Origin of the sequence: Brevundimonas sp. DC300-4 (assembly GCF_049897365.1) — a bacterium.
In the GTDB taxonomy this organism is placed as follows: domain Bacteria; phylum Pseudomonadota; class Alphaproteobacteria; order Caulobacterales; family Caulobacteraceae; genus Brevundimonas.
In genome coordinates, this window is sequence record NZ_JAFCWC010000002.1 from 298,498 (window position 1) to 325,016 (window position 26,519).

Genomic DNA, 26,519 nt, shown 5'->3' on the forward strand with positions numbered 1-26,519 from the left:
TGTGCCCGTCCCAGTTCCGGAGTTCCCATGTCCGTTCGTCGCCTGCTGACCGCGTCCGCCTGCTTCGCCGCCCTGACCTTCGGGGCCGGCATCTCACAGGCCCAGGATTACGACGTCAGCTTCGACAACGCCGTTCACCACGAGGCGCGGATCACCGTCACCTATCGCGAGGTCGGTTCGGCCCCGGTGCGGTTCCAGATGTCGCGCTCCTCGCCCGGCCGGTATGCGATCCACGAGTTCGCCAAGAACATCTATTCCGTTTCCGCGGTCGACGGGCGCGGGCGTCCGCTGACCATCGATCGGACCGATCCCTACGGCTGGACCGTTCCGGGCCATGACGGCACGGTCAGCCTTTCCTACACCCTGTTCGCCGATCGCTCGGACGGCACCTATTCCCAGATCGACGCGAGCCACGCCCACCTGAACATGCCCGCGACCCTCGCCTGGGCGACAGGCTTCGACGACCGGCCGGTTACCGTGCGCTTCAAGCCGTTCTCGCCCGACTGGATCGTCGCGACCCAGCTCCAGCCGCAGGCAGAGCCCAACACCTTCGCCGCCCCGAACCTGCAGTATCTGATGGACAGTCCGACCGAGCTCAGCGCTCACATGGTGCGCGAGTGGACGGTCGATGACGCGGGCGTTCCCCGCACCATCCGCATCGCCATGCACCATGCCGGCACGGACGCGGAGATGGACACCTTCACCGAGCGCGCCCGCCGAATCGTGGACCAGCAGATCGCCGTCTTCGGCGACGTGCCCGACTACGATTTCGGGACCTATACCTTCATCGCCGACTACCTGCCCTGGGTGAACGGCGACGGGATGGAGCATCGCAACTCCACCATCATCAACGACACCCGTTCCCTGAAGGACGCAAACTTCGACCAGCTGGGAACCCTCAGCCACGAGTTCTTCCACTCCTGGAATGTGGAGCGCATCCGCCCCGACGAACTGGAACCGTTCGACTTCACCCGCGCCAATCCGACCCCGTCCCTGTGGTTCGCCGAAGGCTTCACCAGCTACTACGGCCCTCTGACGATCCGCCGGGCGGGCGTGGCCAATACCGACGCCTTCCTCGGTGAGATGGGCGGCCAGCTGGACTTCGTTCAGAACGCGGCCGGCCGTCGCTTCGGTTCGCCCCAGGAGATGAGCCTGCGAGCGCCGTTCGTCGATGCGGCCACGTCCATCGACCCGACCAATCCGAACATCTTCGTCTCCTACTATCCGTATGGCGCGGTCATCGGCTTCGGTCTGGATCTGACCTTGCGCCAGCGGTTCCCCGGCGTGACGCTGGACGACCTGATGCGCGCGATGTGGCGCACCCACGGCGTGCCCGAGCGGCCCTATGCGCCCGCCGACATCGAGGCTGCTCTGGCCGAGGTCACCGGCGATCCCGCCTTCGCCCGGGACTGGTTCGCCCGCACGATCGAGGGCAGCGACCTGCCCGACTTCGGCCCGCTGCTGGCCCAGGCGGGCGTCCTGATCCAGCCCGTCCGTCCGACCGCCGCCTGGGCGGGAGCGGTCCGCCTTCCGGCAACGGGCGCTCCCGTCATCGCGGCCGCCCTCGCGCCCGGCACGCCGCTCTACGCCGCCGGCCTGGATCGTGGCGACCAGATCGTCGCGGTGGGCGACAAGGCCATCGCCGGCCAGACGGACTGGACCGCCGCGCTCGCCGCCGCGAAGCCCGGCGACGAGGTCTCGATCCGCTTCCTCCAGCGCGGGGTGGAGCGATCCGCCATGTTGCGCTTCGCCCCCGATCCGTCGTTCACCCTGGTACGCGTCGAGGCTGGCGGCGGGCTTGTTACGCCCGCACAACTGGCCTTCCGCGAAGCCTGGCTCGGCGTCGCGATGGAATGACGGTCAAGGACTTTATTCCGGCCCCGCCCTTGCGCCGAATGGGACCGACAGCCATCTGAAGGCGAGTCATCTTTGAAACGTCCCAGGGTTTTCCGTCGGTCCGTTTCGACCGAAAATTTCGGATAATCCCGCCGCCGGCCCCTTCGGGCTCAGGCGAATCTTTGATTTTACTAAAACGGCTCGTCAGTTCGTCCGTTTCGTCACCCTGTTTTTGGTCCGGATAAAGCCGCCGGACCCGCGTTCTGGAAGGTTCTACTATGCTCGATCGTCGTAGCCTCATGCTCTCCGCCGCCGGCGCCGGCCTCATCGCCGCCCTGCCGGTCGCGGCCTTCGCCCAGTCGCAACAGGACGCCGCGCTCGACGCCCTGCTGACCGAGTGGTTCTACGACAACGTCGAGCGCAGCCCGACCTTCGCAACCAGCCTGGGCATCGACAAGGACGACCGCGCCCACCTGGCGGGCCGCCTCGGCGATCTCAGTCTTGAGGCCGAGCGCGAGGACAAGGCGCGCGACCTCGCCCGCTGGGAACGCCTGAAGGGCTGGTCGACCGACGGCCTGTCCGACAGCATGAAGGTCACTCTGGCCGTCTCGCAGTTCCAGGCCGAGACCGCCGCCCTGCGGGCCGACCTGCCCTTCGCCGGATCGCCCTATATCGTCGCCCAGAACGGCGGCGCCTATTTCAGCGTCCCCGACTTCATGACCAACCAGCACCGGCTGGAGACCCCGGCCGACGCCGAGGCCTTCCTGTCGCGGCTCAAGGCCTTCGCGGTCCAGCTGGATCAGGAGAACGCCAGGCTTGAGGCGGACGCCGGGGCGGGCATCACCCTGCCGGCCGTGATCATGGACAAGACCCTGACCCAGCTGAAGACGCTGCGCGATACGCCCGCCGCCGAGATGGCCATGGTCCAGGCCCTGGTCCGCAAGGCCGGCGAGAAGTCGCTGGCCGGAGACTGGGGCGCCCGCGCTGGCGTCATCGTCGACGCGGAGATAAAGCCGGCTCTCGGCCGTCAGATCGCGGTGTTCGAGGCCCAGCGCCCGACCGCCTCGAACGATGTCGGTGTCTGGCGCCTGCCGCAGGGCGAGACCCTCTACAATCTCGGGCTTCGCGGCTACACGACCACCACCTACACCGGCTCGGAAATCCACGAGATCGGCCTGCAGCAGGTCGCCTCGATCCAGGCCGAGATCGACACCATCCTCAAGAGCCTCGGCATGACCGAGGGCACGGTCGGCGAACGCGTCAATGCGCTCGGCCAGGACCCTCAGCACCTGTGGCCCAACACCGACGAGGGCAAGGTCGCCCTGATCGCCTCGCTGAACGACATGGTCGCGGCCATCACGCCGCGCCTGCCTGAGGTCTTTTCGACCCTGCCCCAGGCGCCGGTCGAGATCCGTCGCGTGCCGGTGTCGATCCAGATCGGGGCGCCGGGCGGCTACTACCAGGCGGCGTCGCTGGATGGCTCGCGACCGGGCGCCTATTACATCAACCTGCGCGACACGGCGAACCGGCCGAAATGGTCGCTGCCGACCCTGACCCATCACGAGGCGGTGCCGGGTCATCACTTCCAGATTTCGGTTGCGCGCGAGGCCGGGACCCTGCCGATCTATCGTCGGGCCAGCGGCTTCTCGGCCTACAATGAGGGTTGGGCCCTGTACTCGGAGCGCGTCGCTGCCGATGACCTCAACATGTACGAGGGCAACCCGCTGGGCCGGATCGGCTACCTCCAGGCCTACCTCTTCCGCGCCGTCCGCCTGGTCGTCGATACCGGCCTGCACGACAAGCGCTGGAGCCGCGGACAGGCCATCGCCTATATGATCGCCGAGGCCGCGACCCCGGCCAACTCGGCCCAGTCCGAGGTCGATCGCTACATCGTCTGGCCGGGTCAGGCCTGCTCCTACAAGCTGGGCCAGACCGTGATCGAGGGCCTGCGTCAGGAGGCCCAGGCGAAGCCCGGCTTCGACATCAAGGCCTTCCACGACCGGATGCTCCTCAACGGCTCGGTGCCGCTGGCGGTGCTTCAGGGCATCATGCGGGCGTAAGCGCGATCTCGGCGGCGATGTCGGGATCGGCCGCCGCCTCGGCCAGCAGCCAGTCGCGGAAGCGGGCGATCTTGGGCGACCGCCTGCGGTCCTGCGGCCAGGCGATGAAATAGCCTTTCGACAGTCTCACCGTCTGGCGGAACGGCCGGACCAGCAGCCCCGCCTTGATCTCCCGGGCGAACAGGATGGGCGACCCCAGGGCGACCCCCTGACCGCCCATGGCCGCCGCGACCTCCAGGCCCTGGATATCGGCCCGCAGCCGGGACGCTGGCGTCGCCGCCGTCGTGACCCCGGCGCAGGCGAACCAGGCCGCCCACTCCTTCTCATCCCCGACCCGTGGCGCATCGCCCAGGTCGGCCGGATTCTCCAGCGCCAGCCGCTCGCACAGGGCGGGACTGCAAAGGGGGGTGAAGACACTGGGCATCAGCATGGCGCACTCGACGCCGGGCCAGTCGCCGTCCCCGGACCTCAGGGCGATGTCCATGTTTTCGCGCGCCAGGTCGATGATCGTTGGACTGGTGTCCAGCCGCACCGCCAGCCCCGGATTGGCGACCTGGAACGCCCCCAGCCGGGGCGCCAGCCACTGGGTCGCCAGGGTCGTCAGGGTGGTGATCGAGAGCACCCCCTGATCCGCTTCGGTCACTTCGGCGAAGGCCCGCCGCAGCAAGGTCAAAGCCTCGGTCGCGGCCCGCGCCAGCCGCTCACCGGGCTCGGTCGGCTGCACCTCCCTTGGCAGGCGCCGGAACAGGCTGAAACCCAGCCGCGTCTCGAGCGCCTTGATCTGCCAGCTGACCGCTGCCTGGGTCATGCCCAGTTCCTCCGCCGCGCGGGTGAAGCTGGTCAGACGCGCAGCCGCCTCGAACACGCGGATCGACGACAGGGGGAGGCCGGCAAGCGGATCAGGCATAAGGGCACCTAGGGCTAACCTGTCATACTACTGGTTTGCGAACGGGTGTTGTCAAGCCGATACGTCCAATATCGAAGGCAATCGGAACGGGAGACCGCCATGGAAGAGATCCATCATAAACATAAGGGCACCGCGTGGGGCTGGTTGGCTGTGGTCGTCGCCGTCCTCTACGGATTTCCCCGGCGCCGTACGCGGACGCCGGCGGCGCGACGCCGTTCGACGGACGTAGTGACGCCCTGGAGCCACCATTCGCCCAGCGGCTGGTCCGCCTGACGGATTTGTAACGACAGAGCGCTTGTCCAGGCGGCGCGGTTGGTGACCAATGCGGGTCGTTGTTTTCGGGAGCCCGCCATGATCGACCGCCGCCGCCTGATGTTCACCGCCGCCGCCGGAGCCAGCCTGATGGCGGCCGGTCAGGTCATCGCCCGGCCCCAGGCCGGAACGGCATCGGCGGCCTTCATGGCGGTCATGAATTCGATCGTTCAGGAGACGCTGATGACGTCTCCGGAGCTGCTGACCTCGCTCGGCTTCGACAAGGGACCCAACGCGGCGAAGAAGGCTCTGCTCGACGACCGGTCCCAGGCCAAGATCGACGCCGACAAGGCGACGTTCCGCCGCCAGATGACCGATCTGAAGGCCGTCGACCGCGCCGCCCTGAGCACCGATGAGAAGGTCTGGTACGACTCGCTCGAGTATTTCGGCGACACGGCCATGATCGGCTACGACTTCCCCTACGGCGGCGGCGGGTTCGGCCCGTCTCCCTACAGCGTCAGTCAACTGACCGGCTCCTATCAGGGCATTCCCGATTTCCTCGACAGCCAGCATTCGATCGAGACGTCCGAGGACGCCGAGGCCTACCTCAGCCGCGTCTCGGCCTTCGCCACGGCCCTGGATCAGGAGACGGCGCGAATCGAGGCCGAGTTCGAGGCCGGGGCGGTCCCGCCCGACTTCATCATCGCCCGCACCCTGAGCCAGATGGAGTCGCTTATGTCGCCTGGCGCGGCGGGGACGACCCTGGTCCAGTCGGTGGTCCGCCGGACGGGTGAGAAGTCGATCTCCGGCGACTGGGGCTCACGCGCCGAGACCATCGTTAACGACGCCGTCTTCCCGGCTCTGGCGCGTCAGGCGGATGCGCTGCGAGCGCGTCAGGCCGGGGCGACCCATGACGCCGGCGTCTGGCGGCTGCCAAGCGGCGAGGACTTCTACCGCTATGGCATTCAGAGCTATACGACGACCAATCTGTCAGGCGACGAAATCCACGAGATCGGGCTGGCTCAACTGGCCGAGCTGTCGGCGAGCGCCGACGAGCTGCTGAAGGCTCAGGGTCTGACCCAGGGATCTGTGGGCGCGCGGATCAAGGCGCTGGGCGAAGACCCGGCCCAGCTCTATGCCAATACCGACGAGGCCAAGGAACAGCTTCTGGCCGACCTGAACGCCCAGGTGATCGAGGTCCGCCGGCGGATGCCCGATTATTTTGGCCGCCTGCCGCAGGCCGCCGTCGAGATCCGGCGCGTCCCCAAGGCGATCGAGGCCGGGGCGCCGGGCGGCTACTACAACTCGCCAGCGCTCGATGGGTCACGGCCCGGCATCTACTATATAAACCTGCGCGACACGGCGGAGTGGCCGAAGCTGCAGCTGCCGACCCTGACTTATCACGAGGCAGTGCCGGGCCATCACCACCAGATCAGCCTGGCGCAGGAGAAGGCGAATACGCCGCTGCTGATGAAGGTGCTGGGCTTTTCGGCCTATTCGGAGGGCTGGGGTCTGTACGCCGAACAGCTGGCCGACGAGATCGGCATGTACGAGAATAATCCGACCGGGAAGATCGGATACCTGCAGTCGCTGATGTTCCGGGCCACGCGTCTGGTGGTCGACAGCGGCATGCATGCCAAGCGCTGGAGCCGCGAACAGGCGATCCGCTTCATGGTCGATGCGCTGGGCGACGCCGAGAGCGCGGTGACGACGGAGATCGAACGCTACTGCGTCTGGCCGGGCCAGGCCTGCTCCTACAAGCTGGGCCACACCAAATGGGTCGAGCTGCGCGAGACGGCAAAGGCGACGCTGGGCGACAAGTTCGATATCAAGGCCTTCCACGACACGGGCATGAACACCGGGGGGGTTCCCTTGACGGTGCTCGAGCGGGTCATCACCGAATGGACGGCGGCCCAGGCGGCCACCTGACCCTCGAAACTCAAGGATACCGACATGATCGACCGTCGCCGCCTGCTCGGCTCCGCCGCCGCCGCTGCGGGGCTCGCCGCCCTGCCGACCCTGGCCTTCGCTCGTCCTGCGGATGAGGACGCCCGCCTGGACGCGATCCTGTCCCGCCAGTTCGAGGCCGACCTGAACGACGCCCCGCAACAGGCGACATCGCTGGGTCTGGATGTCGGCGCGCGTGCCGGCCAGCGCGCCCGCCTGAACGATCGCTCCCTCGCCCATGCCGAGGCCGGCCGGTCCGTGGCGCGGGCGCAGCTGGCCGAACTCCAGACCATCGATCCGGCCGCCCTCTCGAACGCAGGGCGACTGAGCTACGACATCCTGGGCTTCCAGAAGGAGGTCGCCGCGGCCGCGGCAGACTTCCCGTGGCACACGGCCAGCGGCTGGCGGCGCACCCCCTACGCGGTCAGCCAGATCAACGGCGCCTATATCGACGTGCCGAGCTTCCTCGACACGACCCATCCGGTGAAAACCCGCGAGGACGCCGACGCCTTCATCGAGCGGCTGAACGCCTTTGCAGGCGCGCTGGACGGCGACACCGAACGCAGCGTCGCCCACGCCGGGATGGGGGTGGTCGCGCCCGACTTCATCCTCGACACAACGATCCGGCAGTTGACGGCGCTGCGGGACCAGCCGGGCGCAGACCAGGCCATGGTCAGCAGCCTGGCCCGCAAGATGTCGGAGGCCGGGATCGAAGGTGACCACGTCGAGCGGGCGACGACCCTGCTGGACGGACCGGTGCGCGTCGCGCTGGAACGCCAGATCGAGGCCCTGAAGATCCAGCGCGAGAGCGCCGTCCACGACGCGGGCATCGGACGGCTGGAGCGTGGCGACGCCTACTACGCCCTGAACCTGAAGGCCTTTACCACCACGACCGCGACCGCCGCCGAGATCCACCAGCTGGGCCTGGACCAGGTCGCCGAGATTCAGGCCCAGGCCGACTTGCTGCTGAAGGGCGAGGGCTATTCCCAGGGGTCGGTCGCCGAGCGGATGGCGGCCCTGCGGACCGAGGCCCGGTTCGTGTGGCCTAATACCGACGCCGGTCGTGCGGACCTGCTGACTTACGTGAATGCCGAGATGGACCGCGTCCGCGCGCGCATGCCCGAGGTCTTTGCCCGGGTTCCGACCAGCGAGTTCCTGGTCAACCGGGTCCCGCCCGCGATCGAGGCCGGGGCGCCCGGCGGCTATGCCCAGGGCGGCAGCCTGGATGGGACGCGGCCGGGCATCTACTTCATCAACCTCAAGGACACGGCGGACTGGCCGCGCTGGACGCTGAAGACCCTGACCTATCATGAGGCGGCGCCGGGTCACCTGTTCGAGGGCGCGCTGGCGCTGCAGTCGTCGGACCTGCCGTTGTATCGCAAGACGGTGGGCTTCTCGGCCTATGGCGAGGGTTGGGGTCTGTATGCGGAGCGGCTGGCCGATGAGCTGGGCCTTTACGACGGCGATCCATTCGGCCGCATCGGCTATCTGGAGAGCTTCCTGTTCCGTGCCTGCCGTCTGGTGGTCGACACCGGCCTGCATTCCAGGGGCTGGAGCCGCGAACAGGCGATCCGCTACATGGCCGAGAACGTCGGCGATCCGAACGAGACGGAGATCGACCGCTATTGTTCAGCGCCGGGCCAGGCCTGTTCCTACAAGATGGGCGAGATCGCGATCACGGCCCTGCGGGAGGACATGAAGGGGCGACCGGGCTTCGACCTGAAGCGGTTCCACTCGGCCGTTCTGGACGGCGGCCGGATGCCGTTGACGGTCCTGGAGCGCCGGGTGAGGGCAGCCTTCGCCTGATCCTGTCCGGATCGTCCGGACCCAAAACAGGATGACGAAACGGACGAACGGGTTAGTCGGTTGAGAGAAATCAACACCTTGTTCGACCCGAAATGTCCGGTTCGACCGCAGTCCAGGCATTCGCCTCCGGTGCCGGATTTAACTGTCAAACATCCGGCCCGGACGTGGGAAGCAGGGTCATGCTGCGCAAGGGGAGGATAAGAATAAATGCTTCATCCCGCTTTTGGCAGAGAAACTAGACGGTCTGCCCATCCTGCTGACGCAGGGTGTTGTGGATGTCCGTTGCGGCGACGGCGGCCTCGGCGGTGGCGACGGCGATCTGGTTGAGGCCGCGCACGACGTCGCCAGCGGCGTAGAGGCCGGGGACGCTGGTCTTCTGATGCAGATCGACCTCGAGGCGGCCATCGTCGGCCAGTCGAGCGCCGAGCGCCTGGGCCAGCCCGGCGTTCGGCGACGTGCCCAGCGCCGAATAGACGAGGTCGAACGATCGGTCGGCGCCGCCCCAGCAGAAGGCGGTGACCCGGTCGCCTTCCAGCCGAACGGCTTCGATCGTCGTCTCGACCAGTTCGATGCCCAGACGCACCAGCGCCTCGCGCTCGGTCAGGTCGCCGGGCGGTCCGACGTGGATCAGGGTCACACGGTTCGAATAGGTGCGCAGAAAGGCCGCCTCGCTCGCGCCCTTGTCGCTGTGACCGAGAACCGCGACCGCCTTTTCGGTGGCTTCATAGCCGTCGCAGATCGGACAGATGCGGACGAGCGCCCGCTCGATGGCGCGCTCGACGCCCGGCAGATCCGGGTGATGATCGACGACGCCGGTCGCCAGCAACACAGCCCGCGCCCGGACCTCGCGGCCGTCTATCGACGCGGTGAACCCCGCGCCGTCGCGGACGAGGCCATGCACCCAGCCGGGCTCGATCCGCGCCCCATATTCCTCGGCCTGTTCGCGCATCCGGGCGAGGATGGCGTCGCCGCTGATCCCGGCGGGAAAGCCCGGCGTGTTGTGGCTGAGGGGGATCCAGCTCGCTCGGGGACAGCCTCCGTCCGCGACAAGGACCGAGCGCCGGAAGCGGGCGAGATAGTTGGCGGCCGTCAGCCCCCCAGGGCCGGCGCCGACGACGAGGACGTCGATGTCCGTGCGATCGGTCACTTGCTGACCCAGGTTGTCGGCCAGTACTCGCTGGGCACGCCCCAGCATTCGGACATCTCCGACGACGACTTGAGAACGAAGCCCTGGCCGGTCCAGGTCCAGCTGTCGGCCATGCCGCAGTCGCCGAGGCCTCGGCCCTTGTTGAAGGCGTCGATAACCCGCGTCGCCGGGTCATAGGCGGCATTGACCAACTGATCCTGAGCCTCCCCGGACGCGGTGGGAAAGTTGACCCGGCGCGGGTTCGCGCCCTGGGGCGTCGCCGTGAACCAGGCGCTGGAGAAGTTGTAGGCCCCGGCCCCGCAGGGCACGCTCCAGAGTACGGTGTTCGCGTCCAGCCGGGCGGAAGAGATCACCCTCTGCAGGTCGGGGTTGAAATCGGTGTCGGCTCGGCACTGGACCACGGCAGGCAGGGCGTCGATCGCGGCCGGCAGGGTCTGGCCCTCCTGGTCGCCGTATTCCGTCTGGGACACGGCCGGCGCCGGCGTGACGCGGGGGACGGGTGCCGCAGCGGGGACGGCGGAGGCGGGGCGCGACCCCTTGCGGATCAGGGCGGTGGTCGTATCCAGCCGCCCCTGATGTTCGTCGATCCACAAGAGGGAGGCGGCGGCGCCGCTCAGGGAGATCGGCACGGTCTCGGCGCCGGCATTCAGGGTCATGGTCTGGCCCCGAGCCATCTCATCGACCAGGGCGCGGGCCATCCCGGAACCGACCGTGGCGAGGGAGGGGGCGTCTTCGCCGGTCGCCGCCGTCAAGCCGTTGAAGGTGGTCGTGTCCACGCGCACCGTCACCGGCCCGCCGAACGTGCCGTTCTCGGGCCAGAAACCGACGGCGATCCGGGGCGTCGCCTCCGGTCCGGCGGTCATGGTGATCCGGACCCAGCCGGTTCCCTCGGTCGCATGGCCGAAGGCGTGGCAGGTCCGGATGTTGTCGCAGACGACCAGCCAGTCGCGGAAGGTGCGCTGGTTGGGGTTCTGGGCGTCAGCCTCGGCGCCGGCCGACGCGCCGCGCACGCCCGTTGCGGGACCAGCCATGGCGGACTGGCCATCGCCACAGGAGGCCAGCAAGGCGGCCACGGCCGTCAGTGCGATCATACGCATCGTTCTTCCCCCCAATGCGCAGACGCTGCCTCAGGCCTCGCGCAGTTCCGATGTCTTGTGCGCGGCGCGGGCGCCGGTCTTGCCGCTGTCGACCAGATAATCGGAGTTATCGGGGGAGGCCGCAACCGTGTGGGTCTTGATGGCTGCGGGACTGGTCAGCTTGTGGACGATCCTGCCGGCCGTGGTCCCCCGGCTGTGGCTTATTCTACCCGTTCGCCGGTCTGAAGGTCTTTTCAGTCATGGGTTCGGTGTCTCCTGCTTCGCTTCTACATCAGCAAGGACCGTCCGCATCAGTTCCGCGTCGACCAGGATCGGCACTTCACAAAAGGCGGTGATCCAGCGTTGAATCAGGCGTTCGGTCTCTGTGTCCACGTCGCGTATCCCTCTGGAGTAGGGCACGCCCTTCCACCGCGGAGAACCCTCCTGGCAGGATCGGGTTCAGCTTGACCGCAGGCGGCTTTTTTCAGGCAGGGTTAATCGCCGGCGTCTGCCCCTTTGCCTCGCGCGCCCGCGCTCGCTATACCGCCGCCACCTCCGGAAACTTGCAGAACAGGACGAAGCCGCATGGCCAAGATCAAGGTCGCCAATCCCATCGTGGACATCGACGGCGACGAGATGACCCGGATCATCTGGCAATGGATCAAGGACAAGCTGGTCTTCCCGTTCGTGGACGTCGAGCTGGACTACTACGACCTGGGCATGGAGCACCGCGACGCCACCGATGACCAGGTGACGATCGACGCTGCCTACGCCATCCAGAAGCACGGCGTCGGCGTGAAGTGCGCCACGATCACGCCTGACGAGGCGCGGGTCGCCGAGTTCGGCCTGAAGAAGATGTGGAAGTCTCCGAACGGGACCATCCGCAACATCCTGGGCGGCGTGGTCTTCCGTGAGCCTATCATCTGCCAGAACGTGCCCCGTCTGGTTCCGGGCTGGACCCAGCCCATCGTCGTCGGCCGTCACGCCTTTGGCGACCAGTACAAGGCCACCGACTTCCTGGTGCCCGGCCCCGGCAAGCTGACCATGAAGTGGGTCGGCGCCAATGGCGAAGAACTGAACTATGATGTCTTCGATTTCCCGTCCTCGGGTGTCGCCATGGGCATGTACAACCTTGACCACTCGATCCGTGATTTTGCCCACGCCTCGTTCAGCTACGGCCTGGCGCGCAACTATCCGGTCTATCTGTCGACCAAGAACACGATCCTGAAAGCCTATGACGGCCGTTTCAAGGACATCTTCCAGGAGATCTTCGACGCCGAATACGCCGACAGGTTCAAGGCCGCCGGCCTGACCTACGAGCACCGTCTGATCGACGACATGGTGGCCGCGGCCATCAAGTGGTCCGGCGGCTTCGTCTGGGCGTGCAAGAATTACGACGGCGACGTGCAGTCCGACATCGTCGCCCAGGGCTTCGGCTCGCTGGGCCTGATGACCTCGGTCTTGCTGACGCCGGACGGCAGGGTGATGGAGACCGAGGCCGCCCACGGCACCGTGACGCGCCACTATCGCCAGCACCAGAAGGGCGAGGCCACCTCGACCAACTCGATCGCCTCGATCTTCGCCTGGACGGCCGGCTTCAAGCACCGCGCCAAGCTGGACGACAATGCCGAGCTGGCCCAGTTCGCCGAGACCCTGGAGAAGGTCGTCGTCGACACCGTCGAGGCCGGCTTCATGACCAAGGACCTGGCCCTGCTGGTCGGCGATCAGCAGTCGTGGCTGACCACCGAGGGCTTCCTCGACAAGGTGGCCGAGAACCTGAAGAAGGCGCTGCCGTCGGTCGGCTAAGCGAACCCGGTTCGAATCTTTCGACCCCGCCGGAGCTTCTCCGGCGGGGTTTCGTTTGAGCGGTGAGCCTCGACGTGCATTGATGGCGTCTGCGTCGGAGGAGGGGAGACCACCGCGTGAAAAACGTATTCGGCAAACTGGTGCTGGTCGCTATGGCCCTGGCGGTGGTCAGCTTCTTCGCGGCCCCGGCCGTGGCGTTGTTCGGCATCCGTTCGGCGGCTCAGTCGGACGATGTTGCGGGGCTGCAGAGACTGGTCGATTTCGACGCGGTGCGCGCCTCGCTGCGGCCCCAGCTGTCGGGGCGGCCGGAGGCCCTGACGCCGCCGCCGTCCTTTATGAACGACCCCATCGGCGCCGTCCGCCGCCAGTTCGAGGAGGCCGCCGCGCCCCAGGGGCCGAACCCGGATGCCTATCTGACGCCGGACGCCATCGATGGCCTGACGCGCGCCGAAGGCCGCTACGCCGCCGTGCGCACGGCCCGGCCGGGCACGGATGACGCCTCGGCGCCCTGGCCGAGGCCGATCTACTGGGGGATCAACCGCGCCCGGATGGCGGTCACCGACGAGGGCGGGTCGGACACGGTCTTCACCTTCGAGCGCAAGGGGCCGTTCGAGTGGAAGCTGGTCCACATCGGCCTGCCGGACGGCGCGACGCCGCAACCTGTCGCGGCAGTTGCCGCGCCTGTCACGCCCGCTCCGGAGACGACACGATGAAAGGCTTCATCAAGGGGGTTGTCGTCCTGGCGGTCGTCGCCTTCCTCGTCGCCTATCTGGCCTCGCCGACCCTGACGGTGAACGCCATCGTCGCGGCGGCCAAGGCAGGCGATGAGGCGGCGCTGGAGCGGATGGTCGATTTCCCGGCCTTCCGCGACAGCCTGAAGGACGGACTGACCGCTCGCTTGATGGCGGAGGCCCAGGCTGATCCTGACGTCCGCGACAGCGCCCTGGGCGGTCTGGGCATGATGCTGGCGCCCATGCTGGTCGGCGGGGCGGTGGACGCCCTGGTCAACGCCCCGACCATCGCCGCCATGGTGCGCACCGCCGAGACGCCCGATGCGATCGACGCCGCGACGGCGACGGCGACGACGCCTGAGCCAGAGAGCGAGGACAGGGACATACGCCAGAGCTACGCCTATCGCGACCTGAACACCTTCGTGCTGGGCCTGACCGATCCGGACCGGCCGGAAGAGAAGCTGAAGCTGCTGTTCAAGCGCCAGGGCCTGTTCGGCTGGAAGCTGGCGGGGATCGACCTGCCCAATCCTCCCCCGTCGGGGGAGGTGGCACGGAGCGCAGCGGAGTGACGGAGGGGGCTCGCCCCATACTCCGCGTCTGCGGCTAGCCCCCTCCACCGCTTCGCGGTCCCCTCGTTGGCTCGCATGCGAGCCCTCCTCGACCCCCGATGGGGAGGATTACTGCTGCGTCGCGATCCAGGCGTCCATGCGGCGGTCGAGCAGGTCGAGCGGCAGGGGGCCGTCGACCAGCAGGGCGTCGTGGAAGTCGCGCAGGTTGAACCGTTCGCCCAGGGCCTGTTCCGCCCGGGTGCGGATGGCGCGCAGGCGAATTTCACCGATCTTGTAGGCCAGGGCCTGACCCGGCCAGCCGATGTAGCGCTGCAGCTCGGTCTCGATGTTGTGCGGCGACAGGGCGGAGTTGTCGGTGAAACAGGCGCGGGCCTGTTCGATGGTCCAGCCCATCCAGTGCATGCCGGTGTCGGCGACCAGGCGGCAGGCGCGCCACATCTCGTAGCTGAGGCGGCCGAACCGCTCCTCCGGCGTGCGGTAGAAGCCCATCTCCTCGCCGAGGAATTCCGAATACAGGCCCCAGCCCTCGGTGAAGGCGGTGACGCCCGCATTGCGACGGAAGGCCGGACCCGCAGCCGCCTCCTGCTGCAGGGCGATCTGGAGATGGTGGCCGGGGACCGCCTCGTGCAGGGTCAGGGCGGGCAGTTCGTAGAGCGGCCGCTGGTCCAGCTTGCCGGTGTTGACGATATAGCCGCCGGGCACCCCCTCCTCGAGCGAGCCGCCGTTGTAGCGGCCGGTCGTGTAGTTGTCTTCGATGTCCAGAGGGACCGGCCGGACGTTGTAGGTCAGGCGGGGCAGGGTGCGGAACAGGGCCGGCAGACCGCCGTCGGCCCGCTTGGCCATCTCCGAGGCCTTCTCCAGCATGTCTTCGCGCGAGGTGGCGTAGAACTGCGGATCGGTGCGCAGGTGGTTGAGGAAGCCGGGGAAGTCGCCGGTCCAGCCGGAGGCGATCATCTCCGCGTCCATGCGGGCGCGGATGCGGGCGACTTCGTCCAGGCCGATCTGGTGGATCTGGTCGGGGGTCAGGTCGGTTGTGGTGTAGCGGCGCGCCTCGAAGGCGTAGAACTCGCGCCCGCCGGGCCGTGAGCCGATGCCGACCTCGGCCGGGGCGGCGGGCAGGTATTCACTGGCGGTGAAATCGACCCAGGCCTGGCGACGGGGGACGATCCGCTCGGCGACGATGGCGGCGGCGCGGGTGCGCAGAGCGTCCTGATCGGCCGCAGGAATGGACGGGGGCAGGCTGGCGAAGGGCCGCAGCAGGGGGTCGGTCGCAGGCGTGAAGGCCGCCTCGTTGCGGAAGATGGCGAGGGCGCTTTCGACCACGGACTTCGGCTGGACGAAGCCGGTCGCCAGACCCCGGCGGGCGTCGGCGAGGCCTTCGTCGTACCAGGCGGACAGGCCTTCGAGGCGACTCAGCCAGGCGTCGGCGTCGGCGCGGTTGGTGATGCGCGTCCCGGCAGCGAGGAAGCCCGCGCTCTGGCCGGGCCCGCCCTCGGAGTTGAAGGCGAGACGGCCGCCGTCGAGAGCGATGGACTCGATCGACCGGTCGACGATGATGGCGAGGAAGTCGCGGTTCAGGGCGTCGTTCGAGGACAGGGTCGAGACGTCGACGGCGGCTAGGCGGCGCTTGAACCCGTTCAGGGGCTCGAGGCGCGCGAGCTCGGCGGCGCGGGACTGGTCGGACAGGCGGGACTTGGCGGCCTGGTCGCCCTCGCGGCCGGCCTGGATCGGGTTCAGGCTGAGCTGCCAGGCGTCGTAGTCGGCGATGATCGAGGCGAGAGCGGGGTTCTCGGCCATGGCGGCCGGCGGTGCAGGGGTCTGGCCGGAGGCGGTCATCGCCGAGGTGGACAGAAGCAGACCCGCGCCTGCGGCGACGACGAAGCGATTCATGGAGATCCCCGAACTGAGGGCGGCATGGGGACCCGAACGCGGGCGGGAGGTCAATGGGGCGTGTTCCCTTCTCCCCTTGCGGGAGAAGGTGGCAGCCGAAGGCTGACGGATGAGGGGTCACGCCGGCGGGTGGAATGAGGGCGGGGTTCAGCGGAAGGGCTGGTGTGACCCCTCACCCGATCGCGCAAGGACGACGGCTGCGCCGCCGTGCGCGAGCTCCCTCTCCCGCAAGGGGAGAGGGGGCTTGTCTTACCCCGCCAGCGCCGCGCGAACGGCCGCGAGGCCTTCCTCGGCTTTCGACCCGTCCGGCGCGCCGCCCTGGGCGAAGTCGGCCTTGCCGCCGGCGCCCTGGCCGCCCATCGCGATGACGGCGGCGCGGGCGAGGTCGGCCGAGTTGACGCGGTCGGTGACGTCGGACGTCGCGGCGACGGTGACCGCCGCCTTGCCGTCGGTGACGCCGATCAGGGCGACGACCCCGGAGCCGACCTGGGTGCGGAACTCCTCGGCCACGCCGCGCAGGCCCTTGCCGTCGACGCCGTCGAGGATGCGGACGATCAGCTTGATGCCGTTGATCTCCTCAGACGCGGCGTTGGCCGATGCGCCGCCGCCGCCCAGGGCCAGTTGCTTCTTCAGGTCGGCGACCTGTTTCTCCAGCGATTTGCGTTCGGCCGACAGGGCTTCGACGCGGGCGGGGACGTCCAGCGGCTGAACCTTGAACGACTGGGCGAGCGTCCTGGCGACGCCGGCCTGGGCCAGCAGGTATTGGCGGGCGGCCTCGCCGGTCACGCCCTCGACGCGGCGGATGCCTGCGGCGATGCCGGTCTCGCCGGTGATCTTGAACAGGGCGATGTCGCCGGTGCGGGCGACATGGGTGCCGCCGCAAAGCTCGACGGAGTAGGGGCCGTTGTTGTCGCCCGTCAGGGCGCGGCCGAGGGTGACCACGCGGACCTCGTCGCCGTATTTCTCGCCGAACAGGGCGACGGCGCCGGCGTCGATAGCGTCCTGGGGCGTCATAAGCTGGGTCGTGACCGGGACGTTCTGGCGGATGACCGCATTCACCTCGGTCTCGATGGCGGCCAGCTGGTCCTCGGTCACCGGGGCGTTGTGGCTGAAGTCGAAACGCATGCGTTCGGCGTCGACCAGCTGACCCTTCTGGGCCACGTGCGGACCGAGCACATTCTTCAGCGCCGCGTGCACAAGGTGGGCGGCGGAGTGGTTGGCGCGGGTGGTCAGACGCTGTTCGGCATGGGCGCGGAGCTGGGCGCGGGCGCCGATGGTCAGGGTCCCGGACTCGATCTCGATCTTGTGGGCGTAGAGGTCGCCGCCGGCGTGCTTCTGCACGTCGAGCACCACGCCGAAGCCTTGCTGGCCGCTCGCATCGGTCCATTCGACCTCGCCGCGATCGCCGGTCTGGCCGCCGCCTTCGCCATAGAAGGGGGTCTGGTCGAACAGGACGTCGGCCGTCTGACCGGGCTCGAGAGCGTCGATGGATTCACCGCCGCGGACGAGAGCCAGGACCTCGCCCGAGCCCTCGATGGCGTCATAGCCGGTGAAGACGGTCGGTCCAAGGCGGTCGCGCAGGGACAGCCATTCGCCGGCCGAGGCCGTCTGGCCGGAGCCCTTCCAGTTGGCCTTGCCGCGTCCGCGCTGCTGGGCCATCGCAGCTTCGAAGGCGTCGTTGTCGACGGTCAGGCCGCGACGGCGCGCCTCGTCCTGGGTGAGGTCGAGGGGGAAGCCGTAGGTGTCATAGAGGCTGAAGGCGGTCTGGCCCGAGATGACGCCGCCTTCGGACAGGCCCGAGGTGGCCTCGTCCAGCAGGCCCATGCCGCGGCCCAGGGTGGTGCGGAAGCGGATTTCTTCCTGCTTCATCGTGTCTTCGATGGAGGCCTGGGCGCGGGCGAGTTCGGGGAAGGCCTCGCCCATCTGGTCCACGAGGGTCGGGACGAGGCGGTGCATCAGGGGATCGGCGGCGCCGAGCAGGTGGGCGTGACGCATGGCGCGACGCATGATGCGACGCAGGACATAGCCGCGCCCCTCGTTCGACGGGGTCACGCCGTCGGCAATCAGGAAGGACGACGAGCGCAGGTGGTCGGCGATGACGCGGTGGCTGGCGGCCTGTGCGCCTTCGGCCTTCGTCGAGGTGGCGTCTTCGGAAGCGGCGATCAGGATCTGGAACAGGTCGGTGTCGAAGACCGAGTTCTTGCCCTGGAGCACCGAGGTCATCCGCTCCAGGCCCATGCCGGTGTCGACCGAGGGTTTGGGAAGGCTGCGAACGATCTCGTCGTTCTCCTTCTCGAACTGCATGAAGACGTTGTTCCAGATCTCCACATAGCGGTCGCCGTCCTCATCCGGCGAACCGGGAGGGCCGCCGGCGATATGGTCGCCGTAGTCCCAGAAGATCTCGGTGCAGGGGCCGCAGGGGCCGTTGTCGCCCATGGCCCAGAAATTGTCCGAGCCGGCGATGCGGATGATCTTGTCGTCGCCGAAGCCCGTGATCTTCTTCCAGATCGCTGCAGCCTCGTCGTCGTCGATGTAGACGGTGACCAGCAGCCGGTTCGGGTCGAGGCCGTAGTCCCTGGTGACCAGGTTCCACGCGCGCTCGATCGCGTGTTCCTTGAAATAGTCGCCGAAGGAGAAGTTCCCCAGCATCTCGAAGAAGGTCAGGTGGCGAGCGGTGTAGCCGACATTGTCCAGGTCGTTGTGCTTGCCGCCGGCGCGGACGCACTTCTGCGAGGAGGTGGCGCGCGGGTAGGGCGGCACGGCGGCGCCGGTGAAGTAATCCTTGAACGGCACCATGCCCGCGTTGACGAACATCAGCGTCGGGTCGTTCTGCGGCACCAACGGGGCCGAGTGGACCTTCGTGTGCCCGTCGGCCGCGAAATAGTCGAGGAAGGTCGAGCGGATCTGTTTCAGGCTGGCCATGGTCGGTTCAGTCGTTTGCGCGTCGAGGATTTGGGAACGGGCATATAGAGACCGGCGGGGCCGTGAGCCAAGGTTTTCCGGCCAAGGCGGGTCAGTCGGGCGTGACGGTCTCGTCCACCGCGTCGTCTCCGTCCGAGAGGAGGGCGTCGAGGGCCTCCATGATGGCGCCGATCTGTTCGGCGCTGGCGGCGACGCGAAGTACGGCGCCGTCGCTGCCGGCGATCTCCAGCAGGTAGCCGTCGTCGCTTTCGGCGAGGTTGAACTGGGTCAGGGTCGGGTTGTCTTCGGCCACGGGGAATCTCCTCGGCGAATGAACCGCCCGCAGGCGGAAGGCTGGCGTTCTAGGGCGTCGGCGTGACGCGGGGCAATGCCGAGTTGGGGTGCTATGCTGGGGAATGTCCACGCTTGAAGTCTGGTTCGATGGCGATTGCCCGCTTTGCCGGCGGGAGATCGCCCTGCTGCGGCGTCTCGATCGAAAGGGTGCGATCGCTTTCACCGATGTGGCGACGGGTGAGGGACACTGTCCCATCGACCGCGCCGTCTTGCTTAGCCGGTTTCACGCACGGGAGGACGGGCGTCTGGTGTCCGGCGCCGAGGCCTTCGCGGCGATGTGGCGGGCGATCCCTTTGCTGGCCCCTCTCGGCCGCCTGGCGAGAAACCGGCATGTGCTGGGCGTTCTTGAGCGGCTCTATCTGGTGTTTCTGAGGGTGCGGCCGGGCTTGCAGCGCGCACTGGGTGGACGGGGTTGAGCGCCGGTCTGCAGATGTGGGTGCCGGCCTGACTGGAACAGAAAAGAGCCCGCCCGGACGAACCGGGCGGGCGGCTCCGTCCAGCCCGAGCCCCGCGGGGGTCGGCGGCGGGTCGCAGGGACCGGCCGGACGGAGTGTCTTTGGTCCTCCCCCGTCGGGGGAGGTGGCGCGTCGCCTCTTCAGCGACGTGACGGAGGGAGGCGGCCGCGAATTCGGTGTCTGGCGTTGCCCCCTCCACCACGAAGACGCGGTCCCCCTCCCCCGATGGGGGAGGATCTAGCCGTCGAGATCCTGACCTTCGTCCGGCTCGGGTGTGCCCAGGAGCTCGTCGGCGATCCTCGAGGTGGACTTCCTGACCTTGTCCTCGATGGCGTCGGCCATGTCGGGGTTGGCTTTCAGGAAGGCGCGGACGTTCTCGCGGCCCTGACCGATGCGGGTCGAGTCGTAGGAGAACCAGCTGCCCGACTTCTCGATGATCCCGGCCTTGACGCCCAGGTCGATGATCTCGCCGAGCTTGGAGATGCCCTCGCCGTACATGATGTCGAAGATGACCTCGCGGAACGGCGGGGCGACCTTGTTCTTGACCACCTTGACCCGGGTGGTGTTGCCGACGACCTCGTCGCGGTCCTTGATCGCGCCGGTGCGGCGGATGTCGAGGCGGACCGAGGCGTAAAATTTCAGCGCATTGCCGCCCGTGGTCGTTTCCGGCGAGCCGTACATGACGCCGATCTTGTGGCGAATCTGGTTGATGAACAGGACGATGCAGTTCGACTTGGAGATTGAGGCGGTCAGCTTGCGCAGGGCCTGGGACATCAGACGGGCCTGAAGGCCCGGAAGGCTGTCGCCCATCTCGCCCTCGATCTCGGCGCGCGGGGTCAGGGCGGCGACCGAGTCGATCACCACGATGTCCACGGCGCCCGAACGCACCAGGGTGTCGACAATCTCCAGCGCCTGTTCGCCCGTGTCGGGCTGAGACACCAGCAGGTCGTCCAGATTGACGCCGAGCTTCTGGGCATAGCCGGGGTCGAGTGCGTGTTCGGCGTCGACGAAGGCGGCGGTGCCGCCGGCCTTCTGGATCTCGGCCACGGTGTGCAGGGCCAGAGTCGTCTTGCCGGAGGATTCAGGACCGAAGACCTCGATCACCCGACCGCGCGGCAGGCCGCCGATGCCCAGCGCCATGTCCAGGCCCAGCGAGCCGGTGGACACCGAGGGGATCACGTCGGCGACGCCTCCCTTGCCCAGCTTCATGACCGAGCCCTTGCCGAACGCGCGGTCGATCTGTGCGATCGCCGCCTCCAGCGCGCGCTGCTTGTCGCCGTCGTCCTTGCCCACCAATTTCAGATTCGCCTGAGCTGCCACCTTGCCACTCTCCCTTGCCATGATTCCCGTTGAGACCCTGGGGAGAGGCCCGCCCTCGGTCCGATGACCGTGACCCGCTCCCTGTGAGCAGGACTATGTGCATGGTTTGTTCTGGTTGCCAATATGTTCTTTACGGAACGGTGAACGCAGCCGTGAGGCTACGTCCGTTTCTGACGCCTACTCCTTCAGATGAGCATCCAGCAGGGTGTACCAGGTCGAGGTCAGGCGCTCGAACTCGGCCGGGCACTGTTCGGCGCGTTCCGGGGTCAGCCATTCCTCCTCGAGGAGGTTGGCGTATTTGTCGGTGTCGGAGCCGTAAACCAGGCAGGTCAGGGTATAGTAGCGCTGCTGGCTGAGGGAGTGCTCGTCGGCGAAGTCGCTCTCGTCGACCTCGGCCGCCTCTTCGGGGTCGGTGTAGAAGCTGAGGGCGCCGGCGATGGCCGATTCCTCGCCTTCATCGCCGTCGATCAGCCACCAGGCGGCCAGGCTGTCGGCCGTGTCTTCCTCGCGGCCGGTGAAGGGAATTTCCAGAACGTCGACCAGGGCGTGGCCGACTTCGTGGAAGACGGTGAACAGGAAGGAGCCGTTGACCGCATCCTCGATCTCTTCGTCGGTCTCGTAGTAGGCGCCGAAGGTCTCGCGCTCGCCTTCGAACATCTCGATGCAGATCTGGATCTCGCGATCCTCGGGGATGTAGTAGGCGTTGTTCTCGCCGCACTCGGCGAAGCGCAGGCCGATATCGACGGGCAGGATCAGGCTCTCGTTCAGAACGTCGGCGACGTCCTCCAGCCAGCGCTCCTCGCTCAGTTGGGCGGCCAGATCGGTGTAGTCGTCGCTTTCCAGCACGGCCGGGCGGACGACGAAGTCGCCGCGATCCTGGGCAGGTCGGGCGGCAGAGGCCTCGGCCGAGGCGGTCCCGTCCTCGCAGGCGGAGATGGCCAGGGCCGCGAAGGCGATAAGCGTGAAGCGACGCGCGTGCGTCCCGATCGACATGGACATGGTGTTCCCCCCTGAACGATCATGCTCTAGCGGTCACGAGGGGGCGACGCCAATGGCCAGAGCCAGGTCGTCAGGCGACGTCAGGTCAGCCCTTGGCCGCCGCCAGGATCGGTCCGCCGTTCGGCGCCTGGACGAGGACGGCGGTCAACAGGCCAGCCCGGCTGGCGGCGGGCAGGGCGAACCCCCGTGCCCGGCCGCCGGACCATGGACCCAGCCGAACCAGATCGCGCACGACCGAGGCGTGGGGGAGGGTGCGGCCGCCGTTCTCTCCGCGCGCCACCGGGACCGCGATCGGTCGGGGTTCGTAGCGAACCAGCCAGACGTCGGCGGGGTCGGCGAGCGGCGAACCGCCGGCCAGGCCCACGCCGCCGCTGCGGAAGATCACCGTTGGACCGGTGAAGGGACGATGGGCGGCGATCAGGCGCTCAATGTCCGACATCCGCTGGCCGACGACATGGGATCGGCCGTCGACGACCACCTGGGGCGTCCACACGTTGTCGGTTCCGAGGCCCTGTTCATAGTCTCGCTGGCGTTGGGTGTAGGCGGGTTTGGCGAAGATATCGGGCCAGCCCAGGTCGTCCCAGTAGGTGACGTTGAAGCTCAGCGTCAGCAGGTCGGATCGGGTCGACAGCCGGACCAGATTGTCATTGGCGGGCGGGCAGGAACTGCAACCCTGGCTGGTGAAGAGCTCCACCACGGTCAGGTCGCCCGCACGCGGTGGGGCGGGCACGGCGGCCTCGGCCGAACGGGTGGTGACGTGACCTGCGATAAGGGCGGCGGCGACGACGCCGACGGCGGCAAACAGGGTCAGGCGGCGGCGCAGATCATCCTGCACGGGCATGGTGCGCGATTTGGCGGGCATCGGGTTTTCTCTACGGTTCATGCCCCGGCGTTCGCCGACCGGTCCGCGAAGGTTACGAAACAGGGTGTCAGTGCGAGGTGGGGTCGCGAACCGCAATCAGGGACTTGGTCAGACCGGCCACGACCTCGTCATGGTGGGCCGCGTCGGGATACAGAAAGCGGAACTGGGCCTTGTCCAGCAGGCGGGCGTGCTGGACGTCGCGCATGGCCGCGCCCATGTCCGGCGCCTTCTGCGAGAAGCCGTGGCGGCGTTTGAGCAGGGAGCGAGCGCGGCTCTGTTCCGAACGCCAGTGGAAGAAGGGGGCCGAGAAATGCGGCTCCACCGGGAACCAGAAATAGGGCGTCTGGACGTAGTAGCGCGGGGCTAGGCGGCGGCATTCGGCGGCGAAGGCCTCCATCCGCGCCCAATCGCCGACGTGTTCGATCACCGAGTTGGAGTGGACCATGTCGAACGCGTGGTCTTCGTATTGCGGCAGGGTGCAGGCGTCGCCGTCAATGATGGTGAACAGGCGTGGGTCCGCGACCTCGTCGATGCCGCCCGGATTGACGAGGGTGATCCGGACCCTCGAGGCGTCCAGGAACTGGCGATCGAACAGGGTCCAGTAGTTGGCCTCGCCGCCCAGATCGATGATGTTCACCTCGCCCTTCTCGGCGTGGATCCTGGTGATCATCGCAATGATCCTTCGTGCACGGGCGCGGCGGAACCGCGAGACCAGCGAGTTGGGATCGGTGTTGTCCTGGAGGGCGTGGATCAGGTTCATGCGCCCCTGTTAAAGGACCGGCTTTGCCGTCCGCTTAAGTGGCAGGGTTACCGGAAGCCTAAGTGGGGCCGTCGGCGGCAGGCGGGGGCGCGGGCTCGGCGAATCGGGCGGTCAGCGACAGGCCGCAGGCGAGGATCAGACAGGCCGCCGCCGCCGCCGCCAGCGTGCCCTTCGAGCGCGGGGCGAGCGGGACGAGGAACAGCAGCACCAGCACGGTCATGAGCGCGAGGACGCCGGGCAGGTCCATGCCGACGCCGAGGAAGACCTGGTGCGACAGGTTCAGGATCCAGGCCCCGCCGACGACCGTGGCGACGACCGCCGGGATCAGGGAGCGGGGGCTCTCCAGCCGCGCGCCGATGAAGGCGCAGGCCGCCGCCGCGATGGCCGCGAGCAGGCCCGGCCAGATGAAGATCAGGGCGGCTTCCGGCGCCGCAGCCTGGGCCATCAAGCCGAAGACGAAGATCAGGGCAATCAGGCCGAGCCAACCGCCCCAGACCGTCCTGGGCGCACTCTGCGACCAGACCGTCAGGCCCAGAGCCACGACACCGGCACCGAGCACCACGGGATCGAAACCACCGAGGGTCTGGGCGGCCGCGACCGCCACGATGATGACGCCGGCCAGCAGTTTGGGCCCGAAGGCTTGACGACCCGCCAGCAGGGCGAGGGCGACGGCGGCCATCGCAAGGCCCGTTCCGGCCTCCATCCACGGCAGGCGGCGGAGCAGGGTGTAGTAGACGTCGGCGGACTCGGCGCGTGACAACATCGGCCCGGCCAGCACTCGGACGCCGTGGGCGACGACGATCCCCATGGCCACGACCCACAGGCCCGACAGCATCCCGCGTCCAACGTCGGTGGCGGTCAACCCGGTCGCATGGCGCGCCCCCCAGGCTGAAAAGGCGCCGAGCACCGCAGTCAGGGCCAGCAGGGTCCAGCCGAGGTCGAGCGAATGAACGATGGTGAACAGACCCAGATAGTCGCCGTAGACGACATTGCGGCCCGTGATCGGCAAGGCGTCGGCGCGGAGCAGGGCGTCGGTCGCCTCCAGCGCCTGGGAGCCGATATGCTGGACCGCGCCCTGATCAAGGTTGTCCGGGGTGGCGGTCGGGGAGTGGTACTGGGACGGACGGCCGACGAAGGCGAAATTGACCCCGGCGATGCCCCGGTTCCTGGAGATTGTGAAGTCGGTGCCGTTCGGCATGTTTTCATAGACGAAGATCGACAGGGAGCTGGACGAAGCCCCGCCGTCGGCCCGCCGGGCAGCCCGGCTGAACAGGTCGATGGTTTCCGCGTTACCGCGTCCGGTCTCGAACATGAAGGCGCGGCCGCCGCCGCCCCGGGCCTCCAGATTCACCACGGCGCCGATGCGGTCGCGCAGGGGGTGTTCGGAGAAGAAGATGCGGGCGCCGTCCAGATTCAGCTCTTCGGAATCGGTGAACACCACGATCAGGCTGCGGTCGGCAGGGCCACGCGCCTTGATGGCGCGCACGGCTTCGAGGATCGCCGCAACGCCGGCGCCGTCATCGGCGGCGCCGGGAGAGTTCCAGGCGCTGTCGTAGTGGGCCATCATCAGCACGGCCGGCGCCGATGGATCGCGGCCGGGCAGGACGCCGACGATATTGACGGCCATATTGCCTGCTGACGCCGGATCCCCGCCCCAACGGCGCAGACGCTCGATGGCTTCGGGCGACAGAACCCCGGCCTGCAGGGCCGGGTTGAGCCCCAGCGCCGCCATGCGACCGAACAGCCAGGATTGTACCCGCGCGTGGTCGGCCGAGCCGACGGGGTGGGGGCGGGCGCCGATCGCCCCAACATCGGCCATGGCGCGGACGGCGGAGAAGTCGGCGGCGGGCGTGTCGGTCCCGCGCGCGCCGGGAACCTGAAGGGCCCACACGCCGATCAGCAGAGCGACTGCCAGCGATCCGAGAAACAGAGCCCAACGCATCGTCATCCCCTCCGACGTTGCGGCGACCATAGGGGGCCGGGCGTGGCCGTGTCGACCGGGATCAGGCGGCGCGGCTGAGGGCTGAGGGAGCCTTGACGAACAGGCCCTTGCGGCCGGTCACGGGGCGGAAGGCGACGGTGTCGGCGTCGATTCGCTCGTCGGCTCCCAGAATCAGGACGCCGTCGTCCACCAGTCGCCGCTCCAGACCGTCCACGACCTGGCCGCGCCGGGCCGGATCCATCTCCGAGAGGATGTTTCGGCACAGGATGACGTCGAACCGGGCGGCGTCGGCCGGGGCGTCGAGCAGGTTGTGGCGGGCGAAGCGGACGGCGTTACGCAGGACCGGCTTGGCGACCCAGGCGTCGTCCGCCGGATCGAACCAGTTCAGCATCGTCTGGGCGTGCAGGCCGCGCTGGATCTCGAAGGCGGTGTAGGATCCCGCACGGCCGCGCTCGATCGCGCGCTGTGACAGGTCGGTGGCGACGATCTCGACATTGGCCCCGACTTCGAGGCCGGCCATGGCGAGGGAGTAGGGCTCCTGGCCGTGCGAGCAGCCGGCGGACCAAACGCGCACCAGACCCTCAGGCCGGGCGCGGGCGATGGCGGGCAGTAGCTCGCGTGCGAAGGTGTCGAACACTGTCCGGTCACGGCGGAACCAGGTCTCGGGGTTCAGCAGGGCCTCGATGACCGCCCAGCCGAGACTGGCCACCGGCTTGGCCCACAGGCTGGCCAGCATGTCGTCGACGCTGTCGAAGCCCTCGCGCCGTGCGACAGGGGCCAGACGGTGCTCGGCGAGGTGGATCCGATCACGCCCCAGCCGGAAGCCGGCGCGAGAGGCCATCAGGGCCTGCAGGCGGTCGAAATCGTCCTGGATCATGTGACGGCTACAGCGCGGGTCA

At 68.1% G+C, this 26,519-nt stretch carries 22 protein-coding genes; 8 read left to right on the forward strand and 14 right to left on the reverse strand.

What is annotated here, in order from left to right:
• Window positions 1-27 precede the first annotated feature (27 nt).
• Window positions 28-1,857, forward strand: a complete 1,830-nt coding sequence (locus tag ACP7AZ_RS04950; RefSeq protein WP_426036640.1) for a M61 family metallopeptidase — start codon at window positions 28-30, stop codon at window positions 1,855-1,857.
• Window positions 1,858-2,114: 257 nt separating this feature from the next.
• The gene (locus tag ACP7AZ_RS04955) at window positions 2,115-3,896 is read left to right on the forward strand and encodes a DUF885 domain-containing protein (RefSeq protein ID WP_426036642.1); all 1,782 of its coding nucleotides are present in this window, start codon (window positions 2,115-2,117) and stop codon (window positions 3,894-3,896) included.
• Here the strand turns inward: ACP7AZ_RS04955 and ACP7AZ_RS04960 are convergent.
• The gene (locus ACP7AZ_RS04960; protein ID WP_426036644.1) at window positions 3,883-4,803 is read right to left on the reverse strand and encodes a LysR substrate-binding domain-containing protein; all 921 of its coding nucleotides are present in this window, start codon (window positions 4,801-4,803) and stop codon (window positions 3,883-3,885) included. The two genes, ACP7AZ_RS04955 and ACP7AZ_RS04960, sit on opposite strands and share 14 nt — an antisense overlap.
• A 351-nt stretch (window positions 4,804-5,154) precedes the next feature.
• On the opposite strand from ACP7AZ_RS04960, the gene ACP7AZ_RS04965 reads away from it, so the two are divergent.
• Together ACP7AZ_RS04965 and ACP7AZ_RS04970 are read left to right on the forward strand one after the other, a co-directional pair.
• Entirely contained in the window at window positions 5,155-6,984 is a 1,830-nt protein-coding gene (locus ACP7AZ_RS04965) for a DUF885 domain-containing protein (RefSeq protein ID WP_426036646.1), read from the forward strand.
• 24 nt (window positions 6,985-7,008) lie between these two features.
• Window positions 7,009-8,808: a DUF885 domain-containing protein gene (locus tag ACP7AZ_RS04970; protein ID WP_426036648.1), complete on the forward strand. Its 1,800-nt coding sequence runs from the start codon at window positions 7,009-7,011 to the stop codon at window positions 8,806-8,808.
• Between the two features lie 235 nt (window positions 8,809-9,043).
• Here the strand turns inward: ACP7AZ_RS04970 and ACP7AZ_RS04975 are convergent, their stop codons facing one another.
• From ACP7AZ_RS04975 to ACP7AZ_RS04990, 4 genes are read right to left on the reverse strand one after another with little or no spacing between them, the layout of a single operon-like run.
• On the reverse strand, window positions 9,044-9,955 hold the full coding sequence (locus tag ACP7AZ_RS04975; protein WP_426036650.1) for an NAD(P)/FAD-dependent oxidoreductase: 912 nt from the start codon (window positions 9,953-9,955) through the stop codon (window positions 9,044-9,046).
• Window positions 9,952-11,052, reverse strand: a complete 1,101-nt coding sequence (locus ACP7AZ_RS04980) for a DUF1176 domain-containing protein (RefSeq protein WP_426036652.1) — start codon at window positions 11,050-11,052, stop codon at window positions 9,952-9,954. Before ACP7AZ_RS04980 ends, ACP7AZ_RS04975 begins: the two co-directional genes overlap by 4 nt.
• Window positions 11,053-11,082: 30 nt before the next feature.
• A complete protein-coding gene (locus ACP7AZ_RS04985) occupies window positions 11,083-11,289 on the reverse strand; it encodes a DUF2945 domain-containing protein (RefSeq protein WP_426036908.1) in 207 nt (68 codons plus the stop codon).
• A complete protein-coding gene (locus tag ACP7AZ_RS04990) occupies window positions 11,290-11,424 on the reverse strand; it encodes a hypothetical protein (RefSeq protein ID WP_426036654.1) in 135 nt (44 codons plus the stop codon).
• 192 nt (window positions 11,425-11,616) lie between these two features.
• On the opposite strand from ACP7AZ_RS04990, the gene ACP7AZ_RS04995 reads away from it, so the two are divergent.
• From ACP7AZ_RS04995 to ACP7AZ_RS05005, 3 genes are all read left to right on the forward strand, one after another.
• Window positions 11,617-12,837, forward strand: a complete 1,221-nt coding sequence (locus tag ACP7AZ_RS04995) for an NADP-dependent isocitrate dehydrogenase (RefSeq protein ID WP_426036656.1) — start codon at window positions 11,617-11,619, stop codon at window positions 12,835-12,837.
• A gap of 116 nt (window positions 12,838-12,953) precedes the next feature.
• Window positions 12,954-13,550 (forward strand): DUF2939 domain-containing protein, encoded by a 597-nt coding sequence (locus tag ACP7AZ_RS05000; protein WP_426036658.1) that lies wholly within the window; start codon window positions 12,954-12,956, stop codon window positions 13,548-13,550.
• Window positions 13,547-14,137 carry a DUF2939 domain-containing protein gene (locus ACP7AZ_RS05005; RefSeq protein ID WP_426036660.1) on the forward strand — a complete coding sequence of 197 codons (591 nt, stop codon included), beginning with the start codon at window positions 13,547-13,549 and terminating at the stop codon, window positions 14,135-14,137. Before ACP7AZ_RS05000 ends, ACP7AZ_RS05005 begins: the two co-directional genes overlap by 4 nt.
• Before the next feature lie 108 nt (window positions 14,138-14,245).
• On the opposite strand, the gene ACP7AZ_RS05010 is transcribed toward ACP7AZ_RS05005, so the two are convergent.
• The 3 genes from ACP7AZ_RS05010 to ACP7AZ_RS05020 all read right to left on the reverse strand — a co-directional run bounded on the left by ACP7AZ_RS05010 (window position 14,246) and on the right by ACP7AZ_RS05020 (window position 19,241).
• Window positions 14,246-16,027 (reverse strand): DUF885 domain-containing protein, encoded by a 1,782-nt coding sequence (locus tag ACP7AZ_RS05010; protein ID WP_426036662.1) that lies wholly within the window; start codon window positions 16,025-16,027, stop codon window positions 14,246-14,248.
• Window positions 16,028-16,276: 249 nt separating this feature from the next.
• Window positions 16,277-18,949 (reverse strand): alanine--tRNA ligase, encoded by a 2,673-nt coding sequence (alaS, locus tag ACP7AZ_RS05015; RefSeq protein ID WP_426036664.1) that lies wholly within the window; start codon window positions 18,947-18,949, stop codon window positions 16,277-16,279.
• A gap of 91 nt (window positions 18,950-19,040) precedes the next feature.
• A complete protein-coding gene (locus ACP7AZ_RS05020) occupies window positions 19,041-19,241 on the reverse strand; it encodes a hypothetical protein (RefSeq protein ID WP_426036666.1) in 201 nt (66 codons plus the stop codon).
• Window positions 19,242-19,344: 103 nt separating this feature from the next.
• Between ACP7AZ_RS05020 and ACP7AZ_RS05025 the strand changes: the two genes are divergently transcribed.
• Window positions 19,345-19,698, forward strand: coding sequence for a thiol-disulfide oxidoreductase DCC family protein (locus ACP7AZ_RS05025; protein WP_426036668.1), 354 nt, complete (start codon window positions 19,345-19,347; stop codon window positions 19,696-19,698).
• 276 nt (window positions 19,699-19,974) lie between these two features.
• Here ACP7AZ_RS05025 and recA read toward each other — a convergent pair whose 3' ends face one another.
• The 6 genes from recA to ACP7AZ_RS05055 all read right to left on the reverse strand — a co-directional run bounded on the left by recA (window position 19,975) and on the right by ACP7AZ_RS05055 (window position 26,497).
• On the reverse strand, window positions 19,975-21,057 hold the full coding sequence (gene recA / locus ACP7AZ_RS05030) for a recombinase RecA (protein WP_303695191.1): 1,083 nt from the start codon (window positions 21,055-21,057) through the stop codon (window positions 19,975-19,977).
• Between the two features lie 177 nt (window positions 21,058-21,234).
• Window positions 21,235-22,056 (reverse strand): DUF4344 domain-containing metallopeptidase, encoded by an 822-nt coding sequence (locus ACP7AZ_RS05035; protein ID WP_426036670.1) that lies wholly within the window; start codon window positions 22,054-22,056, stop codon window positions 21,235-21,237.
• Window positions 22,057-22,141: 85 nt separating this feature from the next.
• Window positions 22,142-22,918 carry a DUF1223 domain-containing protein gene (locus tag ACP7AZ_RS05040; RefSeq protein WP_426036672.1) on the reverse strand — a complete coding sequence of 259 codons (777 nt, stop codon included), beginning with the start codon at window positions 22,916-22,918 and terminating at the stop codon, window positions 22,142-22,144.
• A gap of 67 nt (window positions 22,919-22,985) precedes the next feature.
• Window positions 22,986-23,678 (reverse strand): methyltransferase domain-containing protein, encoded by a 693-nt coding sequence (locus tag ACP7AZ_RS05045; protein WP_426036674.1) that lies wholly within the window; start codon window positions 23,676-23,678, stop codon window positions 22,986-22,988.
• 58 nt (window positions 23,679-23,736) lie between these two features.
• The gene (locus tag ACP7AZ_RS05050; RefSeq protein ID WP_426036676.1) at window positions 23,737-25,620 is read right to left on the reverse strand and encodes a M20/M25/M40 family metallo-hydrolase; all 1,884 of its coding nucleotides are present in this window, start codon (window positions 25,618-25,620) and stop codon (window positions 23,737-23,739) included.
• Between the two features lie 61 nt (window positions 25,621-25,681).
• Window positions 25,682-26,497 (reverse strand): CheR family methyltransferase, encoded by an 816-nt coding sequence (locus ACP7AZ_RS05055; protein WP_426036678.1) that lies wholly within the window; start codon window positions 26,495-26,497, stop codon window positions 25,682-25,684.
• Window positions 26,498-26,519 lie beyond the last annotated feature (22 nt).